The sequence below is a fragment of the Streptomyces sp. NPDC058758 genome, from assembly GCF_042746075.1.
Classification (GTDB): domain Bacteria; phylum Actinomycetota; class Actinomycetes; order Streptomycetales; family Streptomycetaceae; genus Streptomyces.
The window spans coordinates 101283-118970 of record NZ_JBHYPS010000015.1; the positions used below are offsets into that span (position 1 = coordinate 101283).

Annotated in this window: 15 protein-coding genes, 1 pseudogene and 1 riboswitch; of the genes and pseudogenes, 7 read left to right on the plus strand and 9 right to left on the minus strand. The window is 73.5% G+C overall.

The genetic code is table 11. From position 1 onward, the window contains the following. Positions 1-10 precede the first annotated feature (10 nt). Positions 11-574: a flavin reductase family protein gene (locus tag ACFW6A_RS19960; RefSeq protein ID WP_351844033.1), complete on the minus strand. Its 564-nt coding sequence runs from the start codon at positions 572-574 to the stop codon at positions 11-13. Positions 575-960: 386 nt separating this feature from the next. Between ACFW6A_RS19960 and cdgB the strand changes: the two genes are divergently transcribed. Both cdgB and ACFW6A_RS19970 read left to right on the plus strand, forming a co-directional pair. After that, complete coding sequence (cdgB, locus tag ACFW6A_RS19965) at positions 961-2643, plus strand: diguanylate cyclase CdgB (RefSeq protein ID WP_351844031.1); 1683 nt, start codon at positions 961-963, stop codon at positions 2641-2643. A gap of 83 nt (positions 2644-2726) precedes the next feature. Continuing rightward, entirely contained in the window at positions 2727-3689 is a 963-nt protein-coding gene (locus tag ACFW6A_RS19970) for a CBM35 domain-containing protein (RefSeq protein ID WP_351844028.1), read from the plus strand. Between the two features lie 3 nt (positions 3690-3692). Here ACFW6A_RS19970 and ACFW6A_RS19975 read toward each other — a convergent pair whose 3' ends face one another. From ACFW6A_RS19975 to ACFW6A_RS19985, 3 genes are all read right to left on the minus strand, one after another. Continuing rightward, entirely contained in the window at positions 3693-4616 is a 924-nt protein-coding gene (locus ACFW6A_RS19975) for a 1-phosphofructokinase family hexose kinase (RefSeq protein ID WP_351844026.1), read from the minus strand. 108 nt (positions 4617-4724) lie between these two features. After that, entirely contained in the window at positions 4725-5894 is a 1170-nt protein-coding gene (gene nagA, locus ACFW6A_RS19980; RefSeq protein WP_351844024.1) for an N-acetylglucosamine-6-phosphate deacetylase, read from the minus strand. Further along, entirely contained in the window at positions 5894-6844 is a 951-nt protein-coding gene (locus ACFW6A_RS19985) for an ROK family protein (protein WP_351844021.1), read from the minus strand. Before ACFW6A_RS19985 ends, nagA begins: the two co-directional genes overlap by 1 nt. 240 nt (positions 6845-7084) lie before the next feature. On the opposite strand from ACFW6A_RS19985, the gene ACFW6A_RS19990 reads away from it, so the two are divergent. From ACFW6A_RS19990 to otsB, 3 genes and pseudogenes are all read left to right on the plus strand, one after another. Further along, complete coding sequence (locus ACFW6A_RS19990) at positions 7085-8368, plus strand: extracellular solute-binding protein (protein ID WP_351844019.1); 1284 nt, start codon at positions 7085-7087, stop codon at positions 8366-8368. Positions 8369-8634: 266 nt separating this feature from the next. Beyond that, positions 8635-8856: pseudogene (locus tag ACFW6A_RS19995) on the plus strand (DUF3263 domain-containing protein); the annotation flags it as partial. A gap of 74 nt (positions 8857-8930) precedes the next feature. Continuing rightward, positions 8931-9773 (plus strand): trehalose-phosphatase, encoded by an 843-nt coding sequence (gene otsB, locus ACFW6A_RS20000; RefSeq protein ID WP_351844014.1) that lies wholly within the window; start codon positions 8931-8933, stop codon positions 9771-9773. Positions 9774-9811: 38 nt separating this feature from the next. Here the strand turns inward: otsB and ACFW6A_RS20005 are convergent, their stop codons facing one another. After that, positions 9812-12121, minus strand: a complete 2310-nt coding sequence (locus ACFW6A_RS20005) for an immune inhibitor A domain-containing protein (RefSeq protein WP_386641677.1) — start codon at positions 12119-12121, stop codon at positions 9812-9814. Between the two features lie 226 nt (positions 12122-12347). Here ACFW6A_RS20005 and ACFW6A_RS20010 point away from each other — a divergent pair, with 226 nt between their 5' ends. Continuing rightward, positions 12348-12926 (plus strand): Uma2 family endonuclease, encoded by a 579-nt coding sequence (locus ACFW6A_RS20010; RefSeq protein WP_351844012.1) that lies wholly within the window; start codon positions 12348-12350, stop codon positions 12924-12926. 115 nt (positions 12927-13041) lie between these two features. Here the strand turns inward: ACFW6A_RS20010 and ACFW6A_RS20015 are convergent, their stop codons facing one another. Further along, positions 13042-13926, minus strand: coding sequence for an NAD(P)-binding domain-containing protein (locus tag ACFW6A_RS20015; RefSeq protein WP_351844009.1), 885 nt, complete (start codon positions 13924-13926; stop codon positions 13042-13044). Positions 13927-14021: 95 nt separating this feature from the next. Between ACFW6A_RS20015 and ACFW6A_RS20020 the strand changes: the two genes are divergently transcribed. Further along, positions 14022-14381, plus strand: a complete 360-nt coding sequence (locus tag ACFW6A_RS20020) for a helix-turn-helix domain-containing protein (protein ID WP_351844007.1) — start codon at positions 14022-14024, stop codon at positions 14379-14381. 34 nt (positions 14382-14415) lie between these two features. Here ACFW6A_RS20020 and ACFW6A_RS20025 read toward each other — a convergent pair whose 3' ends face one another. From ACFW6A_RS20025 to ACFW6A_RS20035, 3 genes are all read right to left on the minus strand, one after another. Further along, the gene (locus ACFW6A_RS20025; protein WP_351844004.1) at positions 14416-15864 is read right to left on the minus strand and encodes a trehalose-6-phosphate synthase; all 1449 of its coding nucleotides are present in this window, start codon (positions 15862-15864) and stop codon (positions 14416-14418) included. A 95-nt stretch (positions 15865-15959) separates the two neighbouring features. Next, positions 15960-16427 (minus strand): hypothetical protein, encoded by a 468-nt coding sequence (locus ACFW6A_RS20030; protein ID WP_351844002.1) that lies wholly within the window; start codon positions 16425-16427, stop codon positions 15960-15962. 38 nt (positions 16428-16465) lie between these two features. After that, positions 16466-17407 (minus strand): glucosyl-3-phosphoglycerate synthase, encoded by a 942-nt coding sequence (locus ACFW6A_RS20035; protein ID WP_351844222.1) that lies wholly within the window; start codon positions 17405-17407, stop codon positions 16466-16468. A 121-nt stretch (positions 17408-17528) separates the two neighbouring features. Then, positions 17529-17673: riboswitch (SAM riboswitch) on the plus strand. Positions 17674-17688 lie beyond the last annotated feature (15 nt).

The window sequence follows — 17688 nt, forward strand, 5'->3', positions numbered from 1 at the left end:
CCTCCGGCCCTCAGCCCAGGCGGCGGTACCGGCCGCGGAAGTACGTGAGGGGGGCGTCGTCCGGGGCGGGGAGGGCGACCTTCAGGACGCGGCCGACGACCAGGGTGTGGTCGCCCGCCACCACGCGGCTCTCCGTGCGGCACTCCAGGGTGGCGAGCGTGCCGTCGAGCAGCGGGGCCCCGCTCTCCTCGCCGCGGGTGAACGGCAGGTCGGCGAAGAGGAGGCGGTCGGAGACGCGGCCCTTCATGGCGAAGCGGCCGGCGACGTGCCGCTGGTTCTCGGCCAGCACCGACACCGCCCAGACCGGCACCTCCTCCAGGAGGTCGTCCATGCGCGAGCCGTTGCGCAGGCTCACCAGCACCAGCGGCGGGTCCAGCGAGACGGAGAGGAACGCGGTGGCCGTCATGCCGACGTCCTCGCCGCGCGGGCCGTCGTCGGGATCGTGCGCGGTCACCAGGACCACACCGGCCGCGAGGCGGGACATGGCCGCCCGGAACTCGTCGTCGCTCACCCCCTCAGCATGAGGGATGGCGAGGTCCGTGACGGGAGGCGGGAGCGGGGTCTTCTGGAGCACACCGGCACGCTAGCCCCGGGCCCTCGCGGGCCGCATCGGGCCCGGGGACCAGACCGGCGCCCGGCGCGGGACCTAGGACCGCCGCCCGGATCCGCGCCCCCCGCCGGGCTTCCGCCGAGTCTTCGCCGGGCTTCCGTTGCGGTCCCGCCGCGCCTCCGCCGGGCCTTCGCCGGGCTCCCGTCGGTGCCGGAGCGCGGTCGTTCCGGCGGTCACCGTCGACCCGCCGGATTCCGCCACCTTATGCTGTGACTTGAGTCACAGAGGGCACTATTTGCTGACCCTGTGTACCGGGTGCGCAGCTCGCTGTGATTCAGTTGCGGGGACAGTGCGGTACGAAGCCGATGAGAATCCTGGAGTTGCTGTCGAGGTCTCGGGGAGAGCGAGCGATGGAGACCGAGTCGGAGCCCTACGTCCGTCTCTCGACCCTGCGGCAGCTGCATCAGGTCGTGGCGGACCTCAACACCGCCCGCAGCCTCGCGGACACCGTGCAGACCGTCGCCGACGGCGTCGTCGCCGGCCTCAACTACCAGCTGGCCTGCGTGAACCTGGTCCGGCCCGACGGTGACCTGGTCGTCGCCGCCTTCTCCGGAGACCCCGCCGCCGAAGCCCTCATCACCGGCCGCGTCGGCTCCCGCGACGCCTGGGAGCGCCGCCTCGCCATGGCCCTCCCCTGGGGCGACCTGCGGTTCATACCGCACACCGAGGGCTGGGTCCTGATGGACGACGACGTCCCCCAGTGGCACACCGACGGCCCCGCCCCCCGCTTCGAGGACGAGTGGCACCCCCACGACCGCCTCTACGCCCCCATGTACGCGTCGGGGACGGGACGCGAACTCCTCGGCGTCATATCCGTCGACCGCCCGCGCAACGGCCGGCACCCGGGCCCCTGGGGGCAGGAAGCCCTCCAGATGTACGCCTCCCAGTCCGCCATCGCGATCAGCAACGCCCGGCTCCGCTCCAACATGCAGCGCGCCCTGATACGCCTGGAGCGCGAGCAGCAGGCCCTGCGCGCCAGCGAGGAATCCTTCCGGCAGGCCTTCGAGTACGCCCCCTCCGGCATGGCCATCGCCGAACTCGGCGGCGACCAGCACGGCCGGCTCCTCCGCACCAACGACGCCCTCTGCCGCCTCCTCGGCCGCCCCGCCTCCGTGATGCGCCGCTACTCCTTCGCCGACCTCGTCCACCCCGAGGACATCGGCACCCTGCTCCGCACCTCCGCCGAGGGCGGCCGGGCCGAGCTGCGGCTCGGCCGGCGCGACGGCACCTACGTCTGGGTCTCGCTGCGGAACTCGGTGGTCGCCGACACCGCCGACGGCCCCCGCTTCCTCCTCACCCACGTCGAGGACATCGAGGAGCGCAAGCGGCACGAGCTCCAGCTCGCCCACCGCGCCTCCCACGACGCCCTCACCGGCCTGCCCAACAGCGCCGAGCTGCGCTCCCGGCTCTCCGCCCGGCTCTGCGAGCGCCCCGCGCGCACCGGCGCCTACCAGGGCCCCGGCCCCGACGCCGGCTTCGCCTACGACCCCGACCCGCTGCCCGCCGTCCACGACGGGGGCTACGAGTACGAGCACGAGCACGAGCACGGCTTCGGCTTCGAACCGGCCGGCGGCGGGGCGTACGACCACCACGTCCACACGGTCGCGCCGACCGGCGGCGACACCGACGACGGCACCAAGGGGCTCGCCGTCCTCTTCTGCGACCTCGACGGCTTCAAGTCGATCAACGACCGCTTCGGCCACCACACCGGCGACGCCGTCCTCATCGAGGTGGCCCGCCGGCTCACCACCGGCGTCCGCGACGGCGACACCGTCGCCCGTCTGGGCGGTGACGAGTTCGTCGTCCTCGCCGACGGACTCGGCGCCGCCGACGCCGCCGACCTCGCCGTCCGGCTGCGGAACGCGATCATCCCGCCCATCCGGGTGGACGGCCGGGCGGTCCGCGTCGGGGCCAGTTTCGGCATCGGCTGGGCCGAATGCGGGATGACCGTCGAAGAGGTCCTCAACTCCGCCGACCAGCGGATGTACGTGGAGAAACGGTCCCGTGCCAAGGTGCACCGCCGGGCCGGGTGATCGTTCCCGGCGCGGCGGCTTCATTCGTTCGGGGTAGGCTCGCCGGGTCGGCGACGGCTGGCGAGCATGGAGAGGTGACCCGGATGGCTGCCGGTAACGACGGCGCGAACAAGCCCGAGGACGACGATCCGTTCGGCTATCTGTACGCCGACGGACAGGCAGCGGCTGGCCGCGCCCCCCAGGGCGGAGGCTACGGCTACCCGGGTCCCGCACCCGCGCAGCCGGGTGTGCCGCGCACCTCGTACAACCAGGTCAGGACGGTCGGCGAGCGCCAGTACGGCCAGCCGCCGGCCCAGCCCTACGTGCCGCCGCAGCAGCAGGCGCCGTACGGCCAGCCGCACCCGCAGTACGCGGCGCCGGAGACGTACCCCGGCAACGAGCGGACCCGGCAGGCCCCGATGCCGCCCCAGCGCGGGCGCGGCCCCAACACCAAGGGCCTGCTGATCGGCGCGGTCGCGGTCGTCGCGGTCGTCGTCGCCGGCATCACGGCGGCGATCATCGGCAACCAGGGCGAGAAGAACGGCCCGACCGCCGGCGGCACCCCGACCTCCTCGGCCCCGGCCACCCCCAGCCAGGAGCCCTCCGGCTCCGCCGAACCCTCCACCGAGCCGACCAAGGCCGAGCTGCCCAAGCAGGACGCGGCGACGCTCACGCTCGGCGGCAGCGCCACGCTCGCCAAGGACGTCAAGGGCGCGGAGGGCGCGGACGGCGCCTACGTGGCGGGATTCAACGCCCAGGGCTCCTCGGTGACCTGGAAGGCGAACATGCCCGACGGCGGCAACTACGCCCTGACCGTCCGGTACGCGATCCCCGCCGTCGACGCCTTCGCCACGCTGACGGTCAACGGCAAGCCGAACAGCCAGCCGATCGGTCTGAAGAACTTCATCAAGTCGACCGACCCGAACCTGGAGAAGAACTGGCAGACCACCTGGGCGCCGGTCGAACTCCAGAAGGGCGAGAACGAGATCAAGATCTCCTGCGAGGCCGGCAACCAGTGCGACGTGCTCCTCGACTGGGTCGAGGTCACCCCGCCGAAGGGCTCCTAGCCCTCAGGGCCTCTCCTCCGTGACCGTCACCTTCGGGAGCAGGTCCGCGAGGACCCCGGGGTCGTACTCGCCGGCCACGGGGGCGGCGACCGTGGCGGCCGAGAGGGCCACGGCGCGGGCCAGGCGCTCCGGCCAGGGGTCGGACCCGACCAGGCCGGCCAGGAGGGCGGCGACCACGGAGTCGCCGGCTCCGGTCGGGTTGCCGTGGACCGGTGCCGGGGGCGCCGCCCGCCAGAGGCCCTCCGGGGTGGCGGCCAGCAGGCCGTCCGGGCCCAGGGACGTGACGACCGCGTGGGCGCCCCTGCGGCGGGCGTCCTGGGTCGCGCGGCGCGGGTCGCGGGAGCCGGTCAGGCCCGCCAGCTCGTCCGCGTTCGGCTTCACCAGGTCGGGGCGGGCGGCGATGCCCCGCCGGAGCGGTTCGCCGCCGGTGTCGAGGAGGACCGGGACGCCCGCCGCCCGGGCCGTACGGACCAGGTCCGCGTAGGCGCCGACGTGGACGCCCGGCGGGAGGCTGCCGCACAGGGCGACGGCCGCGGCGCCGGCCAGCAGCTCCGCGTACCGGGCCCGGAAGGCCGACCACTCGTCCGGGGCGACGGCTGCGCCGGCCTCGTTGAGCTGGGTGGTGTCGCCCGCGCCGGTGTCGACGACGGCGACCGTGCGGCGGGTGGCCGCCTCGGTGCGCACGAGCGCGTCGGTCAGCCGGGGGACCGGGGCGAGGAGTTCGCGGAGCCGGTCCCCGGTGGGGCCGCCTGCGAAGCCGGTGACGACCGTCTCGTGACCGAGTGCGGCGAGCACCCGGGCCACGTTGACGCCCTTGCCGCCGGGGCGCTCGGCGCTGCGCGCGACCCGGTGGCTGGTGTGCGGGACCAGGGCGGGGACCTCGTAGGTGAGGTCCAGCGCCGTGTTGAGGGTGACCGTGAGAATCACCTGTCCACCCCCCGTACCTCCGGTAAGACCTGTGGGACAGGCGCGATCATGCCAAAGGAACGGCGATCGGCCCAGCCCCCGGGCGGTCCGCCGTCCCTTTCGCCCCGATCAGGCGTTCTGCGGCACCCGGGTGGGGACGCCCTGCGGGGCGACGATCCACTCGCCCTTGCGCATGACGCCCTTCACGTCGAAGGCGGCGTCGAGGACGACCATGTCGGCGTCCTTGCCGGGCTCCAGGGAGCCGACCCGGTCGTAGACGCCGAGGAGGCGGGCCGGGTTGGCGGAGATGGCCTGCACGACGGACTCGACGGGGAGGCCGTCGACCGTGGCGGCGCGCTTGAAGGCGCGGTCCAGGGTGAGGGTGGAGCCGGCGATGGAGCCGCCCTCGACGAGGCGGGCCACGCTGTCCTTCACCTCGACCTCCAGCGGGCCGAGCATGTAGCGGCCGTCGCCGAAGCCGGCGGCGTCCATGGCGTCGGTGATGAAGGCGACCCGCTCGGGGCCCGCGTGGTGGAAGGCCAGCTCCAGGGCGGCCGGGTGGAGGTGGGTGCCGTCGTTGATCAGCTCGACGGTGATCCGCTCGTCCTCCAGGAGGGCGGCGATCGGGCCGGGCGCGCGGTGGCCGAGACCGGGCATCGCGTTGTAGAGGTGGGTGGCGACGGTGGCGCCGGCGTCGATGGCCTCGACGGTCTGCTCGTAGCTGGCGTCGGTGTGGCCGATGGCGGCGATGACGCCGTGCTCGGCGAGGAGGCGCACGGAGTCGATGCCGCCGGGCAGCTCGGTGGCGAGGGTGACCATGCGGGCCTGGCCGCGGGCGGCATCGATCAGCTTGAGGACGTCGGCCGGGTGCGGATCGCGCAGCAGCGTCTCGTCGTGGGCGCCCTTGCGGCAGGGGGAGATGAACGGGCCCTCGAAGTGGAGGCCGGCGATCTCGCCCTGCTCGGCCAGCTCGGAGAGCAGGCCGGCCCGCGCGGTGAGGAAGTCCATGTCGCCGGTGACGAAGGAGGCGACGACCGTGGTGGTGCCGTGCAGCCGGTGGGTGTGGACGCCCTTGAGGACGTCCTCGACGGTGCCGGAGGTGAAGGAGGCGCCGCCACCGCCGTGGTTGTGCATGTCGACGAAGCCGGGCACCAGCCAGTGGCCGGTGAGGTCGAGCACGGGGGCGTCCTCGGGCGCGCTGCCGGCGATGCGGCCGCCGTCGACGATCACGCGTCCGTTCTCGACGATCCCGGTGGGCAGCACGACGCGTGCGCCGGCGAGAACCTTGTGATCGGACATCAGGCGGAAACCTCCGAGTCGGTGGGGCGCTGGTCGGCGAGCAGGTCCCAGGCGAGGAGGCCCGCGCCCAGGCATCCGGCGGTGTCCCCGAGGGCCGCCGGGACGATGACGGGCAGCTTCTGGAAGGTCACGCGTGCCTCCACCGCGGCCCGAAGGGGTGTGAACAAGGTTTCCCCGGCCTCGGCCAGTCCGCCACCGATGATGAGCGTGCGGGGGTCCAGCAGGGTGAGGGCGGTGACCAGCCCGTCGGCGAGGGCGTCGACCGCCTCCTGCCAGACGCGGACGGCGACCGGGTCGCCGGACTCGACCGCCTTGGCGCAGTCGGCGGCGTCCGCGTCGGGGTCGCCGGAGGCCTCGGCCCAGGCGAGGGAGACGGCGGAGGCCGAGGCGTACCGCTCCAGGCAGCCGCGCTGGCCGCAGCCGCAGTCGGTGCCGCCGGGGCGGACGACGATGTGGCCGATCTCGCCGGCGTAGCCGTGGGCGCCGGCCTCGATGCGGTCGCCGATGCCGATGGCGCCGGCGATGCCGGTGCCGAGCGGCACGAAGAGGAAGCGGTCGGCGCCGTGGCCGGCGCCGATGCGGCCCTCGGCGAGGCCGCCGGTGCGCACGTCGTGGCCGAGGGCGACGGGGAGGCCGCCGAGGCGCTCGCTGAGGAGGGCGCGCAGCGGGACGTCGCGCCAGCCGAGGTTGGCGGCGTAGACGGCGATGCCGCGGTCGGCGTCGACGATGCCGGGGACGGCGACCCCGGCGGCTGCGGCGGGCTCGCCGTACCGCTCCTCGCCAAGGGCGCGCAGCTCCTCGGCGAAGGCGAGGATCGTCTCGACGACAGCTTCCGCGCCGCGGTCGCGCCCGGTGGCGCGGCGGGCCTCGTGGAGCAGGGTGCCGTCCGCCCCGACGAGGGCGGCCTTCATGCCGGTGCCGCCCACATCCAGGGCGATGACGTGTCTCACGGGGGACATCCTCGCGCGAGACCGCCCTAAAGGTCTAGTCCACTGCCGAGGATTGTTGCGCTCGGATACAAATTCGGACCCCCGGTGTGGGGGGTTTGTGGCGAAGCTCCCCCCGGAGTTGCGGAAGTGATACCCGAGTGGTGTAGACCTCTTGTCCGGGGGCGGGGCAGACTTTCGGCCCCTGCCCGGATGTATCCCGGATGTACGTGCAGCTCACTGCTGCTCAATGACGAGCAAAAGGTGGATGAAGCCGTGGAGCGGCGACGATTCCTTGGACTGACCGCGGCCGCCGCCGCCCTGGGCCTGACCGCCACGGTCGCCGGCTGCGGCACCCTCGGCGGCGACGGCGGCGACGTGACCCTCCGCCTGGTCGCCGCCGACTACGACCTCACCGGCGGCAACACCACCAAGAAGTACTGGGACGACCTCGTCGCCGCCTTCCAGGCCGGCCACCCGGGCATCAAGGTCCAGGTCCAGGTCGAGTCCTGGGACGACGTCGATCGCAAGGTCGCCGAGATGGTGAAGGCCGGCCAGGCCCCCGACGTCGCCCAGATCGGCGCCTACGCCGACTACGCGGCCGCCGGACAGCTCTACGCGGCCGACGACCTCCTCACCATCCCCGTGCAGGCCAACTTCCTCCCGGCGCTCGCCGAGGCCGGCGAGAACGACCGCACCCAGTACGGCCTGCCCTTCGTCGCCTCCACCCGCCCGCTCTTCTACAACGCCGACCTGTTCGACAAGGCCGGGATCGAGCCCCCGACCACCTGGGACGAGCTGGCCCAGGCCGCGAAGAAGCTCAAGGCGGAGGGCGTCCGCACCCCCTTCGCGCTCCCCCTCGGGCCGGAGGAGGCCCAGGCCGAGTCCCTGATGTGGCTGCTCGCCGGCGGCGGCGGCTGGACCGACGACTCCGACCGGTACGCCATCGCCTCCGAGGCCAACACCGCCACCTTCACCTGGCTCAAGGACGAGCTGGTCGGCCGGGGCCTCACCGGGCCCATCGCCCCCGGCAAGCTCAACCGCAAGGCCGCCTTCGCCGCCTTCGCGCGCGGCGAGGTCGGCATGCTCAACGGCCACCCGTCCCTCGTGCAGGAGGCCGCCAAGCAGGGCGTCAAGGTCGGCCAGGCGCCGCTGCCCGGCGTCGACGGCCCGGCCAAGGCGTCCATGGGCGTCGCCGACTGGATCATGGGCTTCAAGCAGAACGGGCACCGCGAGGAGATAGGCACCTTCCTCGACTTCGTCTTCAGCGACGAGAACGTGCTGAAGTTCGCCGGCGACAACGACCTGCTGCCCGTCACCGTCAGCGCCTCCACCCGCATGGAGACCGCGGCCGAGCACGCCGGCCTGCGCGAGTTCCTCAAGGCGCTGCCCACCGCCCAGCTGCCGCCGGTCGGCAAGACCTCCTGGGCCAAGGTCAGCGAGACCATCAAGCAGGACATCGGCAAGGCGGTCACCCCCGCCGGCCGCCCGGCCGACGTCCTCGGCGCCATCGCCCGCACGGCGACGGCGGCGGAGGCGGCGGAGTAGACCGCGGCGGTCCGCCGGCGGCGGAGTGGACCGCCGGGTAATAGGTTGGTCGTATGACCGAAGAGACGCCGGAGGAGCCCGGGACGCCGGAGCCCTCGGAAGGGCCGGAGAAGCCGGAGCCTTCGGAGGGGTCCGGGGCGGCGAAGGGGCCGGAGGGGCCCACCGCGCCGGAGGCGCCCACCGCGCCTGAGGGGTCCGGGGCTGCGGAGGCGCCGGAGGCGCCCGGTGCGGCGGACGGCGACGGCGGGGACGCCGGCGACGGCGGCGGGCTCGGGGAGCGGGAGCGGGCCGTCCTCGCGGTCGAGCGGCGCTCCTGGCCCGGCCCCGGCGCCAAGGAGCGGGCCGTCCGGGAGGGCCTCGGCCTCTCGCCGACCCGCTACTACCAGCTCCTCAACGCCCTCCTCGACGATCCCCGCGCCCTCGCCCACGACCCCGTCACGGTCAACCGCCTGCGACGGGTGCGGGAGGAGAGGGAGCGCCGGAGGTAAACCCTCCGCGAAGCAGCCGCGGGGTGAGTCCGGCCACGCTGACGCGGCGCGCCCGCATGGGTAGGGTCGGTCCCATGGTCAGCAGCCTTCCGCACCCGGCCACACCCGCCGGCCGCGACGGCCTGGACGCGCTCCTCGCGCGTCCTTCCGAGGCCGTCGTCGCCCTCGACTTCGACGGGACGCTCGCCGAGATCGTCCCGGACCCCGAGCAGGCCCGCGCCCATCCCGGCGCCGTCCCCGCGCTCGCCGCCCTCGCCCCGCACCTGGCCGCCGTCGTCGTCGTGACCGGCCGGCCCGCCGGGGTCGCCGTCCGCCACGGCGGCCTCGCCGGGGTGCCCGGCCTGGAGCACCTCACCGTCCTCGGCCACTACGGCGCCGAGCGCTGGGACGCGGCCACCGGCACCGTCACCGCCGCCGCCCCGCACCCGGGGGTCGCCTCCGTCCGCGCCGAACTCCCCGGCTTCCTCGACCGGCACGGCGCCTGGACCGGCGTCTGGATCGAGGAGAAGGGCCGGGCGGTCGCCGTCCACACCCGCCGCGCCCGCGACCCGCAGGGCGCCTTCGAGGCGCTGAAGGGCCCGCTCGGCGACCTGGCCGCCGCCCACGGCCTGGTCCTGGAGCCGGGCCGGATGGTCCTGGAGCTGCGGCCGCCGGGCATGGACAAGGGCGTGGCGCTGGCGCAGTTCGTACGGGAGAAGGGCGCGGGTTCCGTCCTCTACGCGGGCGACGACCTCGGCGACCTGCCGGCCTTCGCCGCCGTCGAGAAGCTGCGCGGCGACGGCCTGCCGGGCCTCCTGGTCTGCTCCGGCTCCACCGAGGTCCCGGAACTCGCCGACCGCGCCGACCTCGCGGTGGCGGGCCCGTCCGGGGTGGTCGCGCTGCTCGCGGAACTGGCGGGGGCGGTGCGGGAGGGCTGAGGGCCCTCCCGCACCGCCCCCGGGGGACGTGCGGACGGTCAGTGCGCGGCCGGGTTGGCCACGGTGATCGTCAGGTCGTCGCCGGCGTCGCCGGTGACGGTGATCTTCACGCCGTGGCCGGCGACCTTGACGCTGGCCTGCGGCGCCGAGGCGTCGTAGTAGGCGTTCGGGTCGGTGTCGTCGAAGACCGGGATGCCCGGCACCGACGGGGCGCAGGCGGCCAGGGTCTGGACGGTCTGCTGCTTGCCCTTGCCGGCCAGGACCTCGGTGTGGAGGCAGGTGGCGTCGGTGGCCTCCAGGCCGAAGGTGGCGTCGAAGGGCTGGCGGCGGTTGCTGGGCGCGGCGCCGTTGGGGTACGTGAACGGCGTCGGGCGGGCGTCGACGGCCATGGCCGAGCCGCCGCCGGGGTGGTTGCTGACGTTGTTGTCGTCGTAGGACCGGTCGACGTACCAGACGAGCATGCCGTTCTGGTAGCGGAAGTACTCGACCCAGTCGGGGGCGGTCAGCGGCTTGCTGAACTGGTACGGGCCCTCGGCGAGGAGCGCGTCGGCGCCGACGTACTCGCGGTTCTCCACCAGGTAGTACCGCGGGTAGGAGGCCGACTCGGTGCCGGTGGAGACCTTCCAGCGGCCCTGCGCGGTCCAGCCGCCGGCGCCCTGCTCGACGTCGTCCGTCGCCAGCGTCGTGCCGCCGCTGGACAGCGAGATGTCGTCCAGGAACGCGCCGGCGAGGTGCACGCCGCCGTCCGTCTGGTAGCGGAAGCGGAAGAGGGACGGCTGTCCGGCGGCGTCGTACGAGAACCGCAGGGTCGTCCACTTGCCGGCCGAGGAGCCGTCGACGGCCTCGCCGGCGCGGGACCAGGTGGCGCCGCCGTCGAGGGAGTACTCGGCGAAGAGGTAGTCGAAGTCCGCCTCGATCTCGTACCAGGCGCTCGCCTTCACGGTGACGCGCGGGGCGGCCGGGACGGAGCGGGTGAGCGACTGGTTGAGGCCGTCGGCCGACCCGGTCCACCAGGCGTGCGCGCCGGAGGTCGGGGTGGCGTAGGTGGTGCCGGCGGTCTTGTCCGGGAGCGCGACGCGGACGGCCTGCGCCTTGCCGGCCTGCTGGAGGGCGGCGGGGCTCAGGGTGTGGCTGCCGGTGGTGCCGAGCGGGGCGTCGACGTAGTCGAGCCAGCCGAGGAAGAGCTTCTCCTCCGCGCCCATCAGCCCCGGGTGGGTGCCGATGCCCGCGTTGGCGGCGGCGCCGTGGCCGAGCCAGGAGCCGGAGCTCATCAGCGTCCAGAAGGCGGTGGAGTTCTCGCCGCCGTCGGTGTCGTAGTAGTCCGGCAGGCCGAGGTCGTGGCCGAACTCGTGGCAGAAGACGCCGAGTCCGCCGTTCTCGCCCTCGGTGGTGTAGTCGCCGAGCCAGTACTTCGACTGGCCGATGCGGGCGCCGCCGGCCTTGTTCTGCGTCCCGGCGACGTCCGGGCCGGTCAGCCCGTAGTCGTCGCCGTTGACGTACCAGCGGTGGGACCAGATGGCGTCCTCGCCCTGGGCGCCGCCGCCGGCGTCCTCGCCCATGCCGGCGTGGACGGCCTGGAAGTGGTCGATGTAGCCGTCGGCCTCGTCGAAGTTCCCGTCGTGGTCCCAGTCGTTGCGGTCCCAGACGTCGAACTGCGCGAGGTACGCGTCGATCTCGGCCGGCGACTTCCCGGCGGCGATCTGCGCGTCCCACCAGGCGTTGCCGGTGTCCTGGATGAACGCCCACGAACCGCCGTTGTCCTCCACGGCGTTGTCGCCGTAGGTGGAGGCGTTGCCGGGGACCTTGACCCAGTCCTCGACGACGTTGGAGACGGAGTAGGCGCCGTTCGACAGCTTCTCGTAGTACGTCTTCATCGACTCGCCGGGGCCGTTGAAGAGGTTCTCGTAGTAGGCCTTGTCGAAGTCGGCGGTCCAGGCGTTGGAGTTGTCCGTGGCCCGGTCCGGCTGGGCGATCTGGTTGTGCAGCGGCCCGGGCGTGGTGCCGAGCTTTCCGGACCCCTGGTCGCCGAACTCGGAGAGGATCGTGAGGATCTTCTCCTGCCGCACGGCGGTGGTCGTCTCGGTCTCGGCGAACTTCCCGGGCGCGACCTCGACGACGCCCCGGGCGTTCGCCTTGGCCTTGCCCTTGGCGACCAGGTCGATCGCCTTCTCGCGCAGTTCGGTGCGCTGCTTGGTGAGCGGCCCGGGCCGGTTGTCCGCCCGGTGCGCGCCACTGGTGCCGGCCGGGGCGGAGCCCCCGGCTTCCTGCGCGACGGCGGGGACGAGCCCCGTCGCGAGGAGTGCGGTGAGCGCCGACCCGAGGGTCATGCTCACGACAATCTTCTTCACGTAGTGCGATCCCTTCGCTCGCATGCGGGGGGTGTGCCGCATGGTTCGCGTGGTTCCGTTGAGGGTGTACGGACCGCCTGGGGGAACGATCGCCGCGAGTGTGCCACGGGAACACCCCTCAGGAGGAGGGGTCGTCACCGATTAACGGAACCGAAACACCGGGTCCGGGCCGACACCGACCCCTTGTGCTCCGGATACGCCTAGACTCGATGGCGGGAGGTGTGTGGTGACCGCCATTGAGGACAGGCCGCAGATGTTGGCCGAGGAGTTCGAGCGCATCGCCGCCGCCGCCGAGCGCGAAGGCGTCCGGATGGAATTCATCCACGGCAGGCTGGGAGTCAAGGCGGTGCCGGACGGCGACCACGACGAGATCATCCGCTGGCTCATGGAACGTTGCATGCAGCACCGCCCCGATCTCTGGCTCTACCCCGAACGCGGCCTGCGTGTCGAGCGCTACCGCAAGGGTCACGCCAAACCTGACGGCGCCCTCGCCCCCAAGGGCTCCTTCGCCGGTCAGGGGGAATGGGCCGACCCCGGACAGGTGGTCATGATCGTCGAGGTCACCTCCTACGACAGCGACACCGACAAGCGCGACCGCGAGGAGAAGCCGAGCGCGTACGCCCAGACCGGCATCCCTGTGTACCTGCTCATCGACCGGGACACCTGCGAGACCCTGGTCTACACCGAGCCGGACGGCGACACCTACGCCAACCTCGCCCGCCGCCCCTTCGGCCGCACCGTCCACCTCCCCGCCCCCGTCGACATCACCCTCGACACCGAACCCCTCAAGGACTGGGTGCGCTGACCGCTCCCTGACGGCGGGAGCGGCGGGAGCGGCACGGGGTGAACCGGAGGCCGTACGCAACGGGCCGGCATCCCCGTGCGCGCCCGCTCACCGCGCCCCCTCCGCGTCCGTCCCCTCACCGGAGCAGGAGGTCCACCACGCCCGTCAGGTCCTCCTTGGGGTCGCCTTCCGCCAGGCGGCGGCGCATGAGGGCGAAGTAGGGGGTGAGGAGTTCGGGGCTGACGCCCTGGTCGGCGGCGGTGGTGAGGAAGGTGGGGGTGCCCGCGGTCTGCATGCCGAGGTTGCTGACGACGTCCGTCGTGTAGTCGCCGGATGTGAGCCGGTCGGCGGTCTGGGCGATGTGGGGGGCGGCCATGGCGGTGAGCCATTCGGTGAGGAGGGGGGCCAGGGCGGCCGGGTCGACGTCCTCCTCGCGGATCAGGGCGAAGGCGTGGGCCGTGCCGGCGAACATGCCGTACATGGCGCTGAGCAGGGCCACGTCGTGGAGGGCCGCGTGGCCCGGGTCCGTGCCCACATAGCGGGTGGCGGCGGGGACGGCGAGGGCCGGGGCGTGCGTGTCGAAGAGGGCCTGGTCGCCGCTGTAGAAGACGTAGCCGCCGGCCTCCGGGACGCCGATCGTCGGCGGGACGGCCATGATGCCGCCGTCCAGGTAGCGGGCCCCACGGGCCTCGGCCCAGGCGGCCCGGGCGCGGGCCTGGGACGGGGTCGTCGTGGTCAGGTTGACCACGTCCTTGCCGGTGAGGCCGGCGGTGTCGAGCACGGCCTCGACCGAGGCGTCGTCCAGGAGGCAGACGACCACGAGGGGGCTCGCGGCGACGGCCTCGGCGGCGGTCGCCGCGACCGCCGCGCCCTCGGCCGCGAGCGGTTCGGCGCGGGCGGCGGTGCGGTTCCAGACGGTGAGGGGGTGGCCGGCGGCCAGCCAGGTGCGGGCGAGGGCGGTGCCCATGGCGCCGAGGCCGAGGAGGGTGACGGGGGTCTTGGGGAGGGAGTGCGCTGCCATGGGCCAAGGCTGTGGCAGGGCTGCGAGCCGCTCAAGTACCCACTTCGGAGTGGGTGGTTACCCTGGGGTGAGCGAGCAGGTCGGAGGGGGCGGACATGGCGACGGTGAACCGGCCGGAGTGCGACGGCGGACACGTCTGCGGCATCGACATCGCGATGGAGGTGATCGGCGGCAAGTGGAAGGTGCTCATCCTGTGGGCGCTCCACGAGGTGCCGGAGCGGCGCTTCGGGGAGCTGCGGCGGATGGTGCCGGGCATCACCGAGAAGGTCCTCGCGTCGCACCTGCGGGAGATGGAGGCGGACGGGATCGTCCGCCGCGTCTCGTACGAGGAGGTCCCGCCGCGGGTCGAGTACGGGCTCACCAAGGCCGGCCTCCGGCTCAACGACGCCCTGGAGCCGCTCGCGGCCTGGGGCAGGGAGCGGCGGGAGGGCGACGCCGCGGGGGACGAGGGCTGAGGGGTCTTCGCCGCCCGGTGTCCGGACCGCCGGGTCAGTCCGAGGGGGCGCGCAGGGCTTCGAGCTGGTCGAGGAACCAGCGCTGCGGGGGGAGGGCGGTGGCGGCTTCGGCCAGGCGCTTGGTGCGTTCGGCGCGCTCGGCGGGCGGCATGGTGAGGGCCGCGTGGAGGGCCTCGGCCGTGCCCGAGACGTCGAAGGGGTCGACGGTGAGGGCGTCCTTGCCCAGCTCGCGGTGGGCGCCCGCGCCGGTGGACAGGACCAGGGCGCAGCCCTCGTCGGAGACCACGGGTATCTCCTTCGCCACCAGGTTCATGCCGTCGCGGACCGGGTTGACCAGGGCCACGTCGGCGAGGCGGTAGGCGGCGAGGGAGCGGGTGAAGTCGTCCTCGACGGAGACGAGGACGGGCTGCCAGTCCGCGGTGCCGAACTCGGCGTTGATCTCCTCGGCCAGCTCGACCACCGACGCCGTGTAGGCGCGGTAGGACTCCAGGTCCTGGCGGGAGGGGTAGGCGGAGGCGAGGTGGACGACCCGGTCGTGCCACTCGGGGTGGGTGGTGAGGAGCTCCCGGTAGGCCAGGAGGCCGCGGAGGATGTTCTTCGAGAGTTCGGTGCGGTCGACGCGGACGATGGTCTTCCGGCCGCCGACCTCCTCGCGCAGCCGGGCCAGCCGGTCGTCGACCTGGGGGCGGTGGGCGAGGGCCCGCAGGTCGTCGCCGTCGACGCCGAGCGCGTACACCCGGACCCGGGTGCGGCCCTTCCCGGTGTCGTGGCGGCGCCACCGCACCCCGTGCCAGGGGTCGCCGCTCGGCCGGACGCCCTCGGAGGTGCCGGTGGAGTCGTCCCGCCCGGAGCAGCAGCCGATGAAGTGGTCGGCCCATCCCCAGGTGTGGAAACCCAGCTCGTCCGCGCCGAGCATGCCCCACAGCAGCTCCTCGACGATGTCGTCCGGCACCATCCGCAGGTACTCGGAGGACGCCCACGGCGTGTGCGTGAAGTGCCCGATCCTGAGGTCGGGCCGCAGCTCGCGGAGCATGCCGGGGACGAGGGCCAGGTGGTAGTCCTGCACCAGGACCGCCGCGCCCTCCGAGGCCTCGGCCGCCAGGGTCTCGGCGAAGGCGCGGTTGTAGGCGCGGTAGGAGGCCCAGCGGCGGCGGAAGGCGGCGTCGAAGACGGGCTCGCGCGGGATGTCGTACAGGTGGTGGTGGAGGAACCACAGCACCGAGTTCGCGATGCCGTTGTACGCGTCGGCGTACACCTCCGGGTCGATGTCGAGCATCCGGACCCCCGGCTCGGCGACCCCGCGCCGGACGGCCTCCCGGTCGCCGTCGCCGAGCGCCGCGCACACCCAGAGGCTGTCCTGGGAGTCCACGGCGCTCAGGCCGGAGACGAGGCCGCCGCCGCCCCTGCGGGAGGAGAGGGTGCCGTCGTCACCGAGCGTGTACGAGACGGGCCCTCGGTTCGATGCCACGAGTACGGAAGCCATGTGGCGAACCTAGCCCGTCCCGTAAACGCTCAAACGTACGTATACGGTCAGCGGTCGGCCGGATACGGACGGCCCGCGCGCCCGGCGCCGGCCGCCTAGCGGATCCGGCGGCCGCGCATCGCCGCCTTCGCGACCAGGCCCGTCGCCGCGAGGACGACCGCCAGCGCGCCGAGCAGCCACAGCCGCTCGCCGTGGGAGCCGGTTCCGGCCATCGAGCCGCCTGCGCCGCCGCCGGTGGTGCCGGGGCCGGGGCCGGGTGCCGGCACCGCGGTGGTGGCCACGGAGGGCGAGGGGGTCGGGCCGGCGGTGGTGGCCACGGAGGGGGTCGGGTCGGCGGTGGTGACGTCGTCGTACCGGGGCTGCTGGTACCGCTGCCCGACGGGTTCGACGACGGGTTCGACGACGGGTTCGACGACGGCATCGGCGGCATCGGCGACGGCGGCGGCCGGACCGGCCGCCGCCGCCGACGGCGAGAGCGTGCCCGCGGCGAGCAGGACCGCCCCGAACAGGCGGGCGGGGCCCGCCCCGCGCCGGCGGACGGGGTGAGATCGTACGAAGCGCATAAAAGGGCAATGTAGGCAAAGCCCATCATCTGCGGACGTTACGCCACGCGACGGTGCGCGTACTCCGTGATCTCGGCCATCGGCGGGCGCTCCTCCGTGTCCACCGCGTACGTCCGCGGCTCGAAGCCGCTCTCGCCCCGCTCGAACTGGGTCAGCCGGGGGCGGACGAGGTGCCCCCGGGACAGCCGCAGCTGCGCCGTCCGGTAGATCGCCGCCGCCATCCGGCCCAGCGCCTGCCCGTCCTGGTGCCGGTGCTTGCGCACCCCCACGTCGACCTGCGCGAGCGCGTCCAGGCCCACCGTGTGCAGCGCGTCGACGAGGAGGCCCAGCTCCACTCCGTAACCGACCGGGAAGGGGAGCCGTTCGAGCAGCGAGCGGCGGGCCGCGTACTCGCCGCCCAGCGGCTGCACGAAGCCGGCCAGGCGCGGCCAGTGCAGATTGAGCAGCGGGCGGGCCACCAGCTCCGTCACGCGACCGCCCTGACCTGGGGCGTCGCCGAAGGGGCGGTCGTACATCGCCTTGACGAACTCCACGTCCGGGTCGGTGAGCAGCGGGCCCACGATGCCGGTGACGAAGTCCGCCGAGAAGTCCCTGAGGTCCGCGTCGACGAAGCAGACCACCTCCCCGGTCGTCACCATGAGTGACCGCCACAGGACCTCGCCCTTGCCGGGCACCGCCGGGATCCGGGGGAGCACGTCGTCGCGGGCGACCACGCGCGCGCCGGCCGCCGCCGCGGCCTTCGCCGTGCCGTCCGTGGAGCCCGAGTCGATCACCACGAGCTCGTCCACGAGCGGGGCGGCCGGGCCCATCAGCTCGCGCCGGATCACGCCGACGATGTCCCCGACGGTCGCCTCCTCGTTCAGCGCGGGCAGCACCACGCTGACCGTCGTCCCCCGCTTGGCGGCGAGGACCCGCTCCAGGGGCCGGTCGGACACGGACCAGGACCGCCGGTCCAGCCAGCGCTCCACTTCTTCCAGCAACGTGATCTCCATCTCGCGGATCGGACGACCGTCTCCACCTTCGAAGCCTTCGGTTACAGTCTTGAACAACGCGGATGCCCGATGCATGTCGGGGTCCCACCCGCGTCTCACAATCGAATACCGCTCATCCAGAGGGGCAGAGGGATACGGCCCGTTGAAGCCCCGGCAACCCTCCAGTCGGTTCGTCTTGCACCCGCGAGGCCCCCGGCTAGGGAAGGTGCCAAATCCGTCTCATGGCGAACAATTCGTCATGGGAAAGATGAGGAGAAAGGGCCTCGCCT

What these genes read in the sequence shown, in the direction of transcription:
- cdgB (WP_351844031.1), top strand. Translation starts at nt 961, where the DNA reads ATGGAGACCGAGTCGGAGCCCTACGTCCGTCTCTCGACCCTGCGGCAG.
- ACFW6A_RS19970 (WP_351844028.1), top strand. Translation starts at nt 2,727, where the DNA reads ATGGCTGCCGGTAACGACGGCGCGAACAAGCCCGAGGACGACGATCCG.
- nagA (WP_351844024.1), bottom strand. Translation starts at nt 5,894, where the DNA reads ATGTCCGATCACAAGGTTCTCGCCGGCGCACGCGTCGTGCTGCCCACC.
- otsB (WP_351844014.1), top strand. Translation starts at nt 8,931, where the DNA reads ATGGTCAGCAGCCTTCCGCACCCGGCCACACCCGCCGGCCGCGACGGC.
- ACFW6A_RS20015 (WP_351844009.1), bottom strand. Translation starts at nt 13,926, where the DNA reads ATGGCAGCGCACTCCCTCCCCAAGACCCCCGTCACCCTCCTCGGCCTC.
- ACFW6A_RS20020 (WP_351844007.1), top strand. Translation starts at nt 14,022, where the DNA reads ATGGCGACGGTGAACCGGCCGGAGTGCGACGGCGGACACGTCTGCGGC.
- ACFW6A_RS20025 (WP_351844004.1), bottom strand. Translation starts at nt 15,864, where the DNA reads ATGGCTTCCGTACTCGTGGCATCGAACCGAGGGCCCGTCTCGTACACG.
- ACFW6A_RS20030 (WP_351844002.1), bottom strand. Translation starts at nt 16,427, where the DNA reads ATGCGCTTCGTACGATCTCACCCCGTCCGCCGGCGCGGGGCGGGCCCC.